General features: G+C 57.4%; 15 protein-coding genes and 2 pseudogenes. 13 read left to right on the top strand and 4 right to left on the bottom strand.

Annotated elements, in window-relative coordinates; genetic code table 11:
- Window positions 1-10: 10 nt before the first annotated feature.
- Window positions 11-937, bottom strand: a complete 927-nt coding sequence (locus LH19_RS08990) for a serine hydrolase domain-containing protein (RefSeq protein ID WP_054727208.1) — start codon at window positions 935-937, stop codon at window positions 11-13.
- A 666-nt stretch (window positions 938-1603) separates the two neighbouring features.
- Between LH19_RS08990 and LH19_RS08985 the strand changes: the two genes are divergently transcribed.
- From LH19_RS08985 to LH19_RS29850, 8 genes are all read left to right on the top strand, one after another.
- The gene (locus tag LH19_RS08985) at window positions 1604-2050 is read left to right on the top strand and encodes a carboxymuconolactone decarboxylase family protein (RefSeq protein ID WP_054727205.1); all 447 of its coding nucleotides are present in this window, start codon (window positions 1604-1606) and stop codon (window positions 2048-2050) included.
- A gap of 331 nt (window positions 2051-2381) precedes the next feature.
- Window positions 2382-2708 carry a helix-turn-helix domain-containing protein gene (locus LH19_RS08980; RefSeq protein WP_054727203.1) on the top strand — a complete coding sequence of 109 codons (327 nt, stop codon included), beginning with the start codon at window positions 2382-2384 and terminating at the stop codon, window positions 2706-2708.
- Window positions 2709-2735: 27 nt separating this feature from the next.
- Window positions 2736-3437: an ImmA/IrrE family metallo-endopeptidase gene (locus tag LH19_RS08975; protein ID WP_054727201.1), complete on the top strand. Its 702-nt coding sequence runs from the start codon at window positions 2736-2738 to the stop codon at window positions 3435-3437.
- A 92-nt stretch (window positions 3438-3529) separates the two neighbouring features.
- Entirely contained in the window at window positions 3530-3775 is a 246-nt protein-coding gene (locus tag LH19_RS27920; protein ID WP_234716118.1) for a DUF2188 domain-containing protein, read from the top strand.
- Window positions 3776-3790: 15 nt separating this feature from the next.
- Window positions 3791-4036 (top strand): multiubiquitin domain-containing protein, encoded by a 246-nt coding sequence (locus LH19_RS08970; RefSeq protein WP_054727199.1) that lies wholly within the window; start codon window positions 3791-3793, stop codon window positions 4034-4036.
- Window positions 4037-4417, top strand: a complete 381-nt coding sequence (locus LH19_RS08965; RefSeq protein WP_054727197.1) for an E2/UBC family protein — start codon at window positions 4037-4039, stop codon at window positions 4415-4417.
- Window positions 4414-5835, top strand: coding sequence for a ThiF family adenylyltransferase (locus tag LH19_RS08960; protein WP_054727195.1), 1422 nt, complete (start codon window positions 4414-4416; stop codon window positions 5833-5835). Before LH19_RS08965 ends, LH19_RS08960 begins: the two co-directional genes overlap by 4 nt.
- A gap of 2 nt (window positions 5836-5837) precedes the next feature.
- A complete protein-coding gene (locus tag LH19_RS29850; RefSeq protein ID WP_407696722.1) occupies window positions 5838-6236 on the top strand; it encodes a DUF6527 family protein in 399 nt (132 codons plus the stop codon).
- A 98-nt stretch (window positions 6237-6334) separates the two neighbouring features.
- Here LH19_RS29850 and LH19_RS29845 read toward each other — a convergent pair whose 3' ends face one another.
- Window positions 6335-6532 (bottom strand): hypothetical protein, encoded by a 198-nt coding sequence (locus LH19_RS29845; RefSeq protein WP_407696721.1) that lies wholly within the window; start codon window positions 6530-6532, stop codon window positions 6335-6337.
- Between the two features lie 53 nt (window positions 6533-6585).
- Between LH19_RS29845 and LH19_RS08955 the strand changes: the two genes are divergently transcribed.
- The 4 genes and pseudogenes from LH19_RS08955 to LH19_RS08930 form a co-directional block, all read left to right on the top strand.
- On the top strand, window positions 6586-6765 hold the full coding sequence (locus LH19_RS08955) for a hypothetical protein (RefSeq protein WP_054727193.1): 180 nt from the start codon (window positions 6586-6588) through the stop codon (window positions 6763-6765).
- A 49-nt stretch (window positions 6766-6814) separates the two neighbouring features.
- Window positions 6815-7341: pseudogene (locus LH19_RS27910) on the top strand (IS3-like element ISSpma3 family transposase); the annotation flags it as partial.
- 63 nt (window positions 7342-7404) lie between these two features.
- A protein-coding gene (locus LH19_RS08935) for an IS3-like element ISSpma1 family transposase (protein ID WP_145923348.1) occupies window positions 7405-8582 on the top strand; the annotation gives its coding sequence in 2 pieces (ribosomal slippage) (window positions 7405-7669 and window positions 7669-8582; 1179 coding nt in all).
- Window positions 8583-8614: 32 nt separating this feature from the next.
- Window positions 8615-9265: pseudogene (locus tag LH19_RS08930) on the top strand (IS3-like element ISSpma3 family transposase); the annotation flags it as partial.
- Window positions 9266-9661: 396 nt separating this feature from the next.
- Here LH19_RS08930 and LH19_RS08925 read toward each other — a convergent pair.
- Both LH19_RS08925 and LH19_RS08920 read right to left on the bottom strand, forming a co-directional pair.
- The gene (locus LH19_RS08925) at window positions 9662-10402 is read right to left on the bottom strand and encodes a zeta toxin family protein (protein WP_054727189.1); all 741 of its coding nucleotides are present in this window, start codon (window positions 10400-10402) and stop codon (window positions 9662-9664) included.
- Window positions 10399-10860 (bottom strand): hypothetical protein, encoded by a 462-nt coding sequence (locus tag LH19_RS08920; protein WP_054727187.1) that lies wholly within the window; start codon window positions 10858-10860, stop codon window positions 10399-10401. Before LH19_RS08920 ends, LH19_RS08925 begins: the two co-directional genes overlap by 4 nt.
- Before the next feature lie 1415 nt (window positions 10861-12275).
- Here LH19_RS08920 and LH19_RS08905 point away from each other — a divergent pair.
- Entirely contained in the window at window positions 12276-12833 is a 558-nt protein-coding gene (locus LH19_RS08905; RefSeq protein ID WP_054727183.1) for a hypothetical protein, read from the top strand.
- Window positions 12834-13414: the final 581 nt, after the last annotated feature.

Genomic DNA, 13414 nt, shown 5'->3' with positions numbered 1-13414 from the left:
GAGCGGGAGCCTATATGCCCGCCGATTTCAACATCGCCCTGAGCCGCCGGAACGCCTTTTCGTCATCGGCAGGGCGCCCGTTGAACAGCAGGACGGCAACGTGATCGTTTTTTCGCACCACCATCGTGTACGCGCCGGGTATCGCGCCGAAATGGCTGAGCGTGCCGTCAGGCCATACCCGCCAGCCGAGGCCATAATAGGATTCCCCGGCCTTGGCATAGCGCGGCCGTTCGGTCACCTGCGGCGCAAGCGGGCCTGTGGCAAAAGCCCAGTAAGCGCTTGCGGTTCCCGTCCAGCCGCCGCCCGGGCCCAGGGCCCGGTAGGCGCTGTCTGGCCACGTGCTGGGATGGCGGACGGTCGGGGCGCCATTATAGGTAAGCGTGGCGCCGCGCGGTGCCAGAATATATCGTTCGGCGTAGGCCGCATAGGACATGCCGGAGATGCGCTCGACCAACTGGCCCAGCCGACAATAGCCGATATTGGAATAGGCATATCGCGCCCCCGGGCGAAACTGCGTCGGCGGCAGGCGCGCCGCCACATCTTCGCAGCCATAGGCACCGGTTATACCGATTTTACTCAGCGCCTCCGGATTCCCGATCGGATCGATAGACCGGCTTCGGTCCCATCCGCCGCTATGCTGCAACAGGTGCCGGACCGTGATCCCCGGTCCCGCTTCGGGTACGGGGCTATCCAGAGCGATGCGTCCCTGATCGACAAGCTGCAGCACAGCGGCGGCGGTTATCGGTTTCGCAAGGCTGGCCAGACGAAAGCGGTCGTCGGGTCGCATCGGCCGATCGGGTGTGGCCTGCTCCATCGCGATGACGGTCGGCCGCGATCCGATCCTGCCATAGGCTATCACTGCTCCGCCGATATGCTCTTCGGCAAGAAAGCCGGCAATCTGCGTTCTGAGGGGCGCCGGCCTGATCGAAAATGTCACGACGGCTGCACACGCGATCGCCGAAAGGATGAGCGGCCATCTCCGGAGAGGCCTGTCGGCAAGATATCGGGCAACTCGCGTAATGGCGTCCTCTCCCGCGACGGGCCGCGCTCTGGCGGACAGGGTGGTTTTGTTAAGTTAAACCTATGTATTTGAAATATATTTTCAAATTACGTCCGCGTAATTTCGGACCCACACGGCTCCACCGCGCATCTGAACTCATGATTCAGTCCGTGCAACTCATCTGCCATTGTTCGCTGCGATTGTCCAATATTTTCTTTTGTACTCCATCGCAGATCGACAACAATACAATCTATTTATCACCAGAAGATTTGAGGCCTGAAGTTGGCAGGTGCGAGATCGGGGAAGCGAACCAACGGGGAGGCATTCGATGGGTATGACTGGCCGATTGGGGCCAGGCGGCTTTCAACTCCGATTCCAGATAAGCGGACATTCTGTAGCGGTACGACAATGCCGTGGCCCCTCGTTTCCTGGCGCGGCCTGATCGGTACACTGCGCTAGATCAATCTCGGACCTTTCTTCCAATCCCTTTCGCCAACATCCGGTCGAACCGGCATTTTTATTTGCTCGGGATGTCACAGCGGCGGGCTCCCGCTCGTCAGTCATGGTGACGCCGATATCGGCTCAGGAAGAAAGGAAGATCAGATGAATCGGTTGAATTGGTCCGAAGTCGCTCCCGCCGGAGCGAAGGCGCTCTACGGTGTGCACCATTATGTCACCAACAACACGGCCCTCCCTGAAGAACTGGTCCACCTCGTCTTCCTCCGGGTCTCCCAGATCAACGGATGCGCGCACTGCATCGATCTGCATACCCGGGACCTGCTCAAGACCATGTCGATCGACAAGGTCGCGCTCCTTCCGGTGTGGCATGAAGTCCCGCATCTCTTCCCCGACCAGTATCGTGCAGCACTGGCTTGGGCGGAGGAAGTCACGCGCGTCAGCGAGACCCATGCTTCCGACGAGGCCTATGCAGCGGCCGCCAAAGCCTTCGAACCGAAAGACCTCGTGGACCTGACGATCGCGATTGCGGCGATGAACGCCTTCAACAGGCTCGGCGCACCATTCCGCCTTCCGGTTGCGGCCAAGCCCTGAGGTGTCAGCGCTGCTCTTTTTGGCGTCGCGGTACAATATCAGGTCAACCAGTGAGGCTAACCGCGCCATGCGACCCAGGAGGGCTCTTCCTTTCAGGAAACACGGCTCTTCATCTTACGCCCGTCCGATTTCGATCGGGCGGGCGTTCTTTTTCGGGAAATCGTCGCTTATGGCCGGTTTGAGACTGTCCGTTTTCGGACCTAGATCGCGGGAAGCGGACATTCAGGGTGGCTGAGCGGACGCCACAGCACGCAGGGCAAACCACCAACCTTGACGCAAACTCAAATTCGAAGTACGCTAATTAGCGTATAAGCATCATTTCAAGGGCGTTATGAAGGATAGAGATCAGACTTTTGGCCGAGCAATTAGCCAAGCACGGAAGGCTTTGGGTATGAGCCAGAAGGAGCTGGCGTCGAGGATTTTCCGTGAGGATGAGGAACCCATTTCGCCACAGTATTTAAACGATATCGAACATGATCGGCGTAGCCCATCATCCGATCGAATGGTTCAGCAGTTTGCCGAGGTGCTCAACATCAAGGCTGACTGGCTTTACTACCTCGCCGGCCGATTTCCTGCGGACGTTCGAAACGAAAGATTGTCTGAAACGCAGTTTACCACGGCCATGATGGCGTTCCGAGGCAAACCGAATAGGCATTAGGAGCGATCGGTGAGATACGTGCGGGACATGACAGGGCGTTTCTCACAAAGACCCCACTACAAGTCGGAAGAACTTGATCGCGAATGCGAGTCAATCATCACCCAGTTTCTTCGCGACAGATACGGGAAGATCGAATTCCCTGTCTCTACGGACGATCTAACCCTGCTGATCGAAAGGGACACGGAGGATTTCGATCCATATGCTGACCTTTTAATCTACGGGGATGATGTAGAAGGGGTTACGGAATTTCAACTGGGCAAAAAGCCCAACGTTAAGATTGCCGAAGCGCTTTCTGTTGATGAACGTCGCGAAAATCGGCTCCGGACTACCTTGACCCACGAATATGGGCATGTGCACTTCCATGCCTACCTTTGGGAAATCGAGCCGCCGGGAGCCGACCTTCTTCGAAGAAGTCCCAACGCCAATAAGCAGATTTGCAAACGTGATGGCATTTTGGACGCGTCCCAATCAGATTGGATGGAGTGGCAGGCTGGCTATGCCTGCGGCGCATTCCTGATGCCGGCCTCCTTTATTCGTCGGATTGTTGGCGATTATCAGGAAGCAAACGGCCTGTTCGGTACCATTGGCATAAATGGGCGCCATGGGCAGGCTTTGATAAAGACTGTCCAAACCGCATTTCAGGTTTCGGCGGACGCAGCTAGGATTCGCCTGTTGAAGCTTGGCGTTCTTGGTGCCGCCGACGCTGGCCCATCGCTGTTCAACAGGTAAGTTATTGAAAGAAATCAAATTAAATTTCATTGCCTATTTGCATAAATCGAAGTACGCTAATTAGCGGATTCGCAGAATAACGGATTTCAGTGATGGAGAACAAGATGCCCAAAGGACCAAAGACTCATCATGTGGTGCCCAACCCGGATGGCGGATGGGATGTGAAACGTGGTGGTGGCGCTCGCGCGAGCAGCCATCACGACACGAAGCGCGAGGCGATCGATCGGGGCCGCGAGATCAGCCGTAATCAGTCAACCGAATTTCGCATTCACAATCGTGACGGCCGGATCGCAAGTAGCGACAGCCACGGCAACGACCCCCTTCCCCCCAAAGGCTGAAACAGGAGAACTTCGATGGCGAACAAGCCTAACAAGCCCGACCACATCTTTATCGACCGTAAAAAGTACGACTGGAGCCAGGACACCATCACCGGGCTGCAGATCAAAAATCTCGCCGGCGTGGACGTTGCCAATTATAATGTCTGGCAAGACGTCGCAGGACCGGAAGACCTCCCCATTGCGGATGACCAATCCGTTGACCTCACCCAGCCCGGCGTTGAAAAATTTTTCACCGGCAAGAAAACTTCCACGGAGGGCTGAATGAGCTTTCTGCCGCCAGAGGATTTAGAGTACCTTCAAGCAAGGGGCACTAGCTTCGAAGAACTCACGGAGGGGAATGCTAATGCCGTTATCATTCGCGGCTGGCTATTACCTGATGGGATGTATGACGCGGAGCGAGCGGATGTCCTCATCCTCATACCTAACGGATATCCTGACGTTCGGCCGGACATGTTCCACCTGATCCCTTGGGTGAAACTGAGGACTGGGAACAAATATCCAAACGCGGCGGACCAACCCGTAATATTTAATGGCCAGAATTGGCAGCGCTGGTCACGCCATTGTGACGATTGGCGGCCTGGCATCGACGGCATTTGGACGATGCTCAAGCGTGTTGAGCACGCCCTATTGGTTGCCGCATGACCCAGTACAGTGCCACACTACAACAACGGCATCTCGAGCGCCTGAAATCGTTACTCCGCCACGATGACGGCAAGGAGCATGCGGCGTACGTGTTTTTCAGTTCTGCCGATATTCAACGCGATCCGTGGGATCGGGAGTCACACGAGAAGTTCCTATCCGTGAACGTTCGCGAGATTCCGCCCGAGGATATCGTAAGCGCGGACGGCACTCATGTTAGCTGGCTCACGGACTCCTATGTGAGGGCTCTGCGTGATGCCGAGGCGAATAATCACATCGTGGCCATCGTCCACTCTCATCCGTCCGGTTTCGCCGAGTTTTCGGGCCAGGACGATGAAAACGAGCAAGACCTTGCTCAACTCGCTGTCAATCGCAATGGTCCCGGCACAAAATTGATTAGCCTGGTTCTCGCTGGCGAGAACCAGCTTTTTGGGCGAGTGTGGCTGCGTCCCGCTAACAAGGGTTGGGAAAAATTGCGCGCAATCCGGGCGTGGGGAAGCGATCTTCGGTTTTGGTTTGCCGACACCGACCCGGCCCAATCTTCTACGGTTCTAGCGCGCCAGGCATTGGCGTTCGGGAATGCACTCAATAGTGATCTCAAGCGGATGCGTGTCGGTGTGGTAGGTTGCGGCGGCACCGGCAGCGCCCTTGCCATGTTACTTGCGAGGCTCGGCGTTGGACAAATCGCACTGTTCGACAACGATATCGTCGAGGCCAGTAATCTCAATCGGCTTCACGGAGCCACGCAGTGCGACGCCGATGGTATGAACTCCAAAGTCAACGTCGTCGCGGCTCATATTGCACAAATGGGGCTGGGCGTAAGGGTATTGCCTTTCGAAGAATGGATCGGTGCGAAGGAGAATCGTGATGCACTCCGATCATGCGATGTAATTTTCGGCTGCACCGACGATCACGATGGCCGTATGTTTTTGAACCGGTTCGCTTACTACTATCTTGTTCCGGTAGTAGATATGGGCCTTGCGATCGATGTTTCAGACGGAGATCCGCCCGAGATCGAGGCAATGGATGGTCGAGTAAGTGTGCTCGGGCCTGAAAATCCGTGTCTGGTATGTAGCGGACTCGTCGATCCCGAAATTGCACGCGCGGAAGCTTTGAAGCGCCAAAATCCAGATGATTATGAAAAGCAAAAGAGAGAAGCGTATGTTGTCGGCGAAGGAAATCCAGCTCCGGCTGTAGTCACCTTCACCACCGAGGTCGCCTGTATGGCGGTTAACGAGCTGCTGCAGAGGATGGTGGGGTTTCGGAAATTGGAGGGAAGCGCGGCAAACCGGGTTCGCAAGTTCCATCTCTGCGAAGATCGTCGTCCCGGCTATCGTCCGAGGACGGGTTGCCGCATCTGCGATGATGACGGCCTCTGGGGCCGAGGGGATGCGGATCCGTTTATCGGCCGGGTTGGTTGAACATGCAGACCACGATGATAAAGCTAACCCGCCGACTTCTGATTTTTCTTGGAATCATTTCAAGGCCACAACTTCTGGTTTGCCTGGTGAATGAACATCCGATGGACGATGAGATCAAGGATGGATTTGTTTACGTAGTGGGTGGTCGGGATTTTCAGAAATGGGCCTATTTCCGTTGCCCAGAGGATCAGACGGAGATTATCCAGTTATCGTTGATGCGGAATCATAGACCTTGCTGGCGGGTTAAATGGGATTTTCTCGGTCGGCCAACTATCTACCCTTCGGTAAGGCAGACAGTAGGTTCCTTCGCGCATTTCTGGGTGAGGCGAGGTGTGATCGAATTGTGCGCTGACAGCGGCGTATCGCTTAGTGATAAGCCTGAGCAATTTTACCGAAGATAAATCCGCACCGGAAATTATCTCGTGCTGAATCGCGGCACGCGAATTTCTTGCGCGAACCGACAGCTCGATATAATAATCCTCCAAATTAATTGGGAGGCTTATCGAAATTGTTGCGCGTCAGCTCGGGCCCGAACGTCTTGACGCTCGTCCAATGCCGTTCTCACATCCCTGTTCAAAACGTAGTGACCGCCCATTCTACGAGCAAGACGATCAGCAGTTCGAGAAACTTCGTTTATGACATCTAGAGTACGCTGATCTCTGATTGTCATTTTTTGCCTCCCATTTGCCGCGCGCATTTGATGCCCGATTTATGATCCCCTTTCCAGCACAATCATACAAGAGGGTACCAATGTTCGACGAACCGAATGCGATTGCACACCCTGAATTGGTTTTTGGGATCGCGGGCCCCATCGGCATCGATATCGATGCAATCTCTCAAACGCTCACCAATGCGCTGCAAGCTGTCGACTATAAGACGATCAACATACGGATCACCGACGAGATTAAGGACGATGACGTGACCCCCTGATTTTCCTCCAACAGTGATTAGAGTCCGGCCTTGAAGGAAGGACGGACAGATGAAGCGTTTGAGGTTTTCGGAAGAGCAGATCATCGGGGTATTGAAGGAAGCGGAGGCGGGCGCGAAGACCGGCGAGCTGGCGCGGCGACACGGGGTGTCGGAAGCAACGATCTACAACTGGAAGGCCAAGTATGGCGGCCTGGAGGTGTCCGAGGCGAAGCGGCTGCGCTCGCTCGAGGACGAGAACGCGAAGCTGAAGCGGCTGCTTGCGGACTCGATGCTCGACAATGCGGCGCTGAAGGATCTTCTCACAAAAAAATGGTGACGCCCGCCGTTCAGCGGGAAGCGGTCGCCCATCTCCAGGCTTGCCATGGGATGAGCGAGCGGCGGGCGTGCCGTGTCACAGGGGCCGATCGGAAGAGCATGCGCTACCGGTCGCAGCGTGGTGACGATGCCGAGGTTCGGGAGAAGCTGCGCGAGCTGGCGCAGCAGCGTCGCCGGTTCGGTTATCGACGCCTGCATATCCTGCTGCGCCGGGAGGGCGTGATGATCAACAGGAAGAAGACTCAGCGCCTGTATCGGGAGTGATCTGCCCCCCGCTGAGTGGCCCAGAGACTATGATAGTCTGGACCATGAAAGGGACATTGAATGCCGAGCAAGAAGCACAAGCCGGAAGAGATCATCGGCAAGCTGCGTGAAGTTGAGATTGTGCTGGCGCAGGGAGCGAGCACGGCTGAAGCCTGTCGCCGGATCGCGGTCAGCGAGCAGACCTATTATCGGTGGCGCAAGGAGTATGGCGGCCTGAAGACCGACCAGGCGCGGCGGATGAAGGATCTGGAGAAGGAGAACCAGCGGCTGCGCCGGGCGATCTCGGACCTGACCTTGGACAAGCTGATCTTGCAGGAGGCTGCACGGGGAAACTTCTGAGCCCCGCGCGGCGGCGGCGCTGCATCGATCAGGTACGACGGGATCTGCCAGTCCGGGTATCCGAGCGACGGATATGCCGGGTGCTGGGTCAGCATCGATCGACGCAGCGCAAGATGCCGCGCGGGGCGGATGACGAACAGGCACTGACCGAGGACATCATTGCATTGGCGAAGCAATATGGTCGTTACGGCTACCGCCGGGTCACGGCGTTGCTGTGCCATGCGGGATGGACGGTGAACCATAAACGTGTCGAGCGGATATGGCGGCGTGAAGGACTGAAAGTCCCGCAGCGCCAGCCAAAGCGCGGGCGTCTATGGCTCAATGACGGATCGTGCATCCGGCTACGCCCCGAATATCCGGGGCATGTCTGGGCCTACGATTTCGTCGAGGGGCGGACGCATGACGGTCGCAAGTTCCGCATCCTCACGATCATCGACGAGGCCAGCAGGGAATGCCTGGCGCTCATCGTTGCACGGCAACTCAAGCATGAGGATGTTCTGGCGGCCCTGGCCGACCTGTTCATCTCGCGTGGGCCGCCAGCGCATATACGATCCGATAATGGTAGCGAGTTTATCGCGACCGCCGTCCAGAAATGGCTGGGGCAGATCGGCGTAAAGACCCTCTATATCGCGCCGGGATCACCATGGGAAAATGGCTATAACGAAAGCTTCAACGGGTCGCTTCGCGACGAACTGCTCAATGGCGAGATCTTCTACAGCCTCGCCGAGGCCAGGGTGCTGATCGAGGCATGGCGGCGGCATTACAACACCGTCCGCCCGCATAGCAGCTTGGGCTACCGGCCACCGGCACCGGAAACGGCGACACCGCCATATCCGGCCTCCGGTTCCGCTTCGCTCCACCTCCGTCCGGATATGGCGGCGATGAGCTTAATGCACTAACAAACCAATCGGTCCACTCGGTGGGGGCAGACCAGGAGGAAGGACTGATGGTCCGACGAAGACGTAACCGGCGCCGGGCGATCGGTGCTCGGGCGCCCGCACCGGTGCTGGCGCTACCGAACCAGCGGTGGAGCCTCGACTTCGTGCATGATCAGATGGCGTCAGGCCGGCGGTTCCGGGTGCTCAACATCGTCGACGACGTGACGCGGGAGTGCCTGCGCGCGGTGCCCGACACGTCGATCTCCGGGCGCCGGGTCGTGCGCGAGCTCAGCGATCTGATCGAGGAACGCGGCAGGCCGGGGATGATCGTCAGCGACAACGGGACCGAGCTGACATCGAACGCGGTGCTCGCATGGTGCGGTGAGGTCGGCGTCGAGTGGCATTATATCGCACCCGGCAAGCCGATGCAGAACGGCTATGTCGAGAGCTTCAATGGCCGGATGCGTGATGAGCTTCTGAACGAGACGCTGTTCCTCGACCTCGACCATGCCCGCACAGTGATCGCGGCCTGGGCCGAAGATTACAACCAGTCGCGGCCGCACTCGGCACTTGGATATGAGACACCGGCGGCGTTCGCCGCCGAACTGCATAAGCAATGGCCTGCGCAGCTACGCCCTTCGGGCTCCGCTGCGCAGGCCATTGCTTACACCGCGCTCATGCGCAACAAAGCTGCTGGGCTCTAATCCCGGCTGGTGGAAACCAGGGGGTCACGTCACAAGAGAGTGCAGGACGAGTCTCGTTCTTGCCATTTTTGGGCATTTCTCCGTACCGATATCGCGATATCTTCCAAAAAGGGAAAAGAAAAAAAGATGGAGTTGCTCTTCAATGGTATGAGGAAAGTCCTCGGCCCATGATTGATGTGCCAGCACCTACATACATTGATCTAGAAAAGTGGGAGATCAGTCAGCTAATAGGGAAATTCGAGGTTGAGAGTTCCTCGGAAATCTCAACAATGACTGAGGCACCGACCCAGCCTGCTAAGCGTTGGCCATTTTTCTCTGGCCGCAAATAAATTGCGAGGCGCAATGCCGCCGTTGGTTCAATGGTAAGAAGCCCAACGCCACGTACACACATGGGCGCTAGGGGACATCGACCGGACTGACTTTCTCGAGCCATTCCAAAATGACGGGCGCAACAATGCGACCTTCCGCGCGCAAGTCAAAGATCGCCTCCTCGCCCAGTTGAACGCGAGATACGGTAAAGGCCCGCTTCTCGTCTCTGCTATTGTCGGTGAAGATTGTCGCGTCCGCGACCTTCGCGGCTTCACGAATGGCGAGCTGCGTCCGAGGAAACCTCTGGACCAATTTGTCCTGCGGCACGTTGTGCCCATTATCCGCTACTCTCGACATCACACGCAGAACGGACAGATCTACATTTGCAAGACCCACAAATAACAGCAAGACGAAGTAACCGGCATCCTGCAAGTCGGTGATTAGGTCGATCTTAGATTTAACAGTGCCATCCTCCTGGATATCCCAGTGAGAAAAGACTGTCTCCATAGCAAATGGTACCTTCGCCGCCATGGCATGCGCCGCAAAGGCCTTCACGCCGGACTGTGCAACCTGCATCCAACCAAGATCGGTGTCGCGCAGAGCCTGAGCCCAATCGACAAGCGCGCCACTGCTGTCCGCCTCTGGAAGAATCGACAGCATCATGCGGTCGGCGTTGAGAAGAGGGATTTGCAATTGCCCCGAAAGCGATTTGCGCCACATGGTCGATTTTCCGGAACCATTGTGGCCCGCCAAGATAATCGCCAGCGGCTTCTTCGTTCGCTTTTGGGCGTCGAGGATTTGCTCGACCGCGGCGCTAAGCTGGGTCACTTAGTTTCGACGAACTGACCGTTTTGAAGCTTGCCTGTCGTGACCTTCCCGTCCAGCCGCCGAATGAAAACGCCGGGGTTATTCTCGTCGGCGGAATAGCGCGGCACACCCTTCTTCTGCGGGAGACGGACGCCAGGCTTGGTCAATTTGGTTCCGACGCGCTCCAAAGCTGCTGTGCTGGCGGCCACATTCGAACTTACAACATCGGCGCTCGGCCGCCGTCCGCTTACGGTAACATTGCCCAGACGCGTCGTCACATTCCGTTGTCCGGAGACTCCTTTGATTGCGACAAACTTGCCGTCGGACGAGGATCTCTTGGAAGTGCTATGCTTGGCCATGGCCAATATATAGCGACGATCGTAGGGATTCGCCACATCTTCCCGCTGCATCGTCGCGTGGCAGTGGCTGCCGAAATAACCGACGCGCACAAGCCAAATCGACTTCACGAATGCGTTCATCTGCAAATTGAGCCTTAGGAGTGACGCGCACTGGCCGAGAAGACCGGTAAACAGCGAAAAGGCGAGCTGTGGCGCCGAGAGATCAGTTCCTCGCCGTTTTCTGTACTCACATGTGGGAACGGCAGGTTTAGGGCAGCCGGCCGGCGGACGGCTACGACTTGGTTGAGGCGCGAAGCTGCCTATTCCCGCTCGAAGAGGGGAATAGACGCAAAATCGTTGGCCGCGCGCCTGCTGCGAGATTGCCGACCAGACTTCCGGGCTTCGCCCTGATCACTGCGGCGTCGGATCGGCGCCGCCGTCTGGCTGGTAGAAGTACCGCGCTGCCGCTCGATCAAGTTGCGGAGACTTTCCGTCAGGACCAAGGTCGCGGCGCCCATCTTGACGATCTCAACTTCACCCCTTGCGATGAGAAGGTAGAGGGAACTGCGGCTGAGTCCCGTAAATCGACAAGCATCCGGAACCCGCATGCTGATGGGCTCGATTGCAAGCGGTGAGGACGGTGGTGGGGCAGGGGACTGAAAAGGCACAACGGCACCCTCGCTGTTCAACTGTGACGGGACGGCTGGAAGGGTTGCCGCCCCGTCTCGCTTGATTATCCCAATTTGTGCTGCGCCGTTCCACACGACGTTTGTGCGCCAATGCCTGTTTTTCTACGCCCAGCTACCGCAACTCGCCCCTTTGGATGCTCTGGGTTGTCGCCGGACGGCTCCGCATACGGGAGCATCGCCACGCGTTTGCGGACGTTGGCGGAGTGTCGAGGGACAGCGGCTTTCGCCCGGAGGGCGGATCTACACGTCACCCGGACAGCGGTTCAGCGCTTCCAATTCGCGCGCGGTTGATCCGCCGCTCAGGTCATTTTCGTCCGCCATATTCGTGTCCGGCGAGAGTGCGATGCGCAGCCTCGAAACGTGGCAGAATACCGTCGCTTTGCGGGAACGAGGCAGCGGTGTAGTCGGATTGTCGCCTCGAAAAGTGGCAGAAAAGCGCTATGCACCCGTGCGTAAGGTGTGTGATTATAAATTGTGGGTCCGATGCGAAGCATCGCGGCCCGAAAATTAGGATCGGTTGGCAGTAGCAGCCTAGGGGCGACTGACCGGCTGAGGCGAGAGATTCCCGGCTTTGCACGCTCGTTCATACGACGCCGATACTAAAGGGGGAGGGGTTTTGAGTGACGCGCAGGAAATCGATTTTCAGCAGTTTCTGGATGGGCGTAGGCCCGGCGTTGAGGACCAATTGCGGAGGACGCGAGAGCAAGTTTTGACCACAGCCGCTTCGCGGGGCACTTTGAACAGCGGAGGGACGCTCAAACAGGGTGTCTCCGCGATGGAGCAGACGCTGTCTGACTACCTTGCCGCAACCATGGCCCTCGCGGATCGCTGGGCTGGTCCGGTCCTCCGATCAAGCGTGCGCGCGAGATGATCGTCGAACATTTATCTTCGATAGTTGCCGAGCTCGCCACCACGGAAACCGCCTATAGGGTTGGCACGCGACGTCCGCCAGACAGCGCTTTGAGGGCCATGGAGGGATTGGTCTCGCAGGCGAAGCAGCGGCTTGAAGCCAAATTGCGGGAGTTCGAATTGGGCGCCGATACTAATCAGAATGCGCGGGTGGCCTCTGTGACCAACATTGTCCACGCGACAAACGTGATTGGAGGTGTGCAACAGGCTGGAGGCTCGGCGATACAGGCCAACACCGTCAATCTGAGCGCAGAGGCCATTGCGGCTTCGCTCGATCATCTGTTCGTGCAACTCGCGGACGTTCCGGATGAATTGCTTGCCGAACTTGAGCCAGAGGCGGCCACGATCCGAAGCCAGCTAGTCAAGCCTGTACCGAACACGACGATCGTGCAGGAGGCGGGGCATACAATTCGAACCGTGCTGGAGGGTGCGATCGGGGGCGCTTTAGGCAATGCGATGTCACCTGGCATTGTGAATGCTCTAGCGGGCTTCTCAGCCGTCATAGGCTTAGGTTAGCGCACGAGTTCCGGGCGCATTCGCGTCGATTATTATCAGCCGACTTCCTCCCAGCGGGCAGCGGTGACGGCGAAAATTTGGAAAAACGGGTGCAAATTAAGAGGGCAAGATAAAAGCCGTGCCAGCTCCGGGCACGCGATGGTCGGTTTTCTGCGGCTTTGAGCGTATGGCAAGGCGCAAAAATGCCATACCCTGCGCGCAAAGGCGGCGCGCAGCGGCGCACTTTTCGTATGGCTTTGATGGTTAGAACCGAATTGGCGTGTTTGCTTAAGGCTTGGCAATCCACCCTAAGCAGATACCCCCCATTCAGCTTTATTACGCGAAAGCACTGCCCCATTTCGGCAGGCCCGACCCAAATATTATACAGAGTCGATGCTCTGAATCCGATTTCGGTTTTCGGGCCTGCCGCTTCCGCGAGGGAAGCTACATCTCAGCGATTGGAGATTTAGGGAATTGCGAAGTCAGGCTCTCAAACGCGTTCCAGGTCGTTCCGCGCTTCCACATGTTAGCGTCCGCGCTCGTGGTGTAATTTCCGGTGTAGGCGATGGTGTATTCCGGGGTGGGGCATGCCCCACCCCGGA

It is taken from the genome of Sphingopyxis macrogoltabida (assembly GCF_001314325.1).
Lineage (GTDB): Bacteria > Pseudomonadota > Alphaproteobacteria > Sphingomonadales > Sphingomonadaceae > Sphingopyxis > Sphingopyxis macrogoltabida.
The sequence above is the reverse complement of the archived record's forward strand: the minus strand, read 5'-3'. Positions and strand labels throughout refer to the sequence as shown.

Excerpts from the sequence above, each read along its gene's own strand:
- LH19_RS29845 (WP_407696721.1), bottom strand. The coding sequence starts at position 6,532 with ATGCGCGCGGCAAATGGGAGGCAAAAAATGACAATCAGAGATCAGCGT.
- LH19_RS08975 (WP_054727201.1), top strand. The coding sequence starts at position 2,736 with ATGACAGGGCGTTTCTCACAAAGACCCCACTACAAGTCGGAAGAACTT.
- LH19_RS08920 (WP_054727187.1), bottom strand. The coding sequence starts at position 10,860 with ATGAACGCATTCGTGAAGTCGATTTGGCTTGTGCGCGTCGGTTATTTC.
- LH19_RS08980 (WP_054727203.1), top strand. The coding sequence starts at position 2,382 with ATGAAGGATAGAGATCAGACTTTTGGCCGAGCAATTAGCCAAGCACGG.
- LH19_RS08955 (WP_054727193.1), top strand. The coding sequence starts at position 6,586 with ATGTTCGACGAACCGAATGCGATTGCACACCCTGAATTGGTTTTTGGG.
- LH19_RS08970 (WP_054727199.1), top strand. The coding sequence starts at position 3,791 with ATGGCGAACAAGCCTAACAAGCCCGACCACATCTTTATCGACCGTAAA.
- LH19_RS08985 (WP_054727205.1), top strand. The coding sequence starts at position 1,604 with ATGAATCGGTTGAATTGGTCCGAAGTCGCTCCCGCCGGAGCGAAGGCG.
- LH19_RS08905 (WP_054727183.1), top strand. The coding sequence starts at position 12,276 with ATGATCGTCGAACATTTATCTTCGATAGTTGCCGAGCTCGCCACCACG.
- LH19_RS27920 (WP_234716118.1), top strand. The coding sequence starts at position 3,530 with ATGGAGAACAAGATGCCCAAAGGACCAAAGACTCATCATGTGGTGCCC.
- LH19_RS29850 (WP_407696722.1), top strand. The coding sequence starts at position 5,838 with ATGCAGACCACGATGATAAAGCTAACCCGCCGACTTCTGATTTTTCTT.
- LH19_RS08965 (WP_054727197.1), top strand. The coding sequence starts at position 4,037 with ATGAGCTTTCTGCCGCCAGAGGATTTAGAGTACCTTCAAGCAAGGGGC.
- LH19_RS08960 (WP_054727195.1), top strand. The coding sequence starts at position 4,414 with ATGACCCAGTACAGTGCCACACTACAACAACGGCATCTCGAGCGCCTG.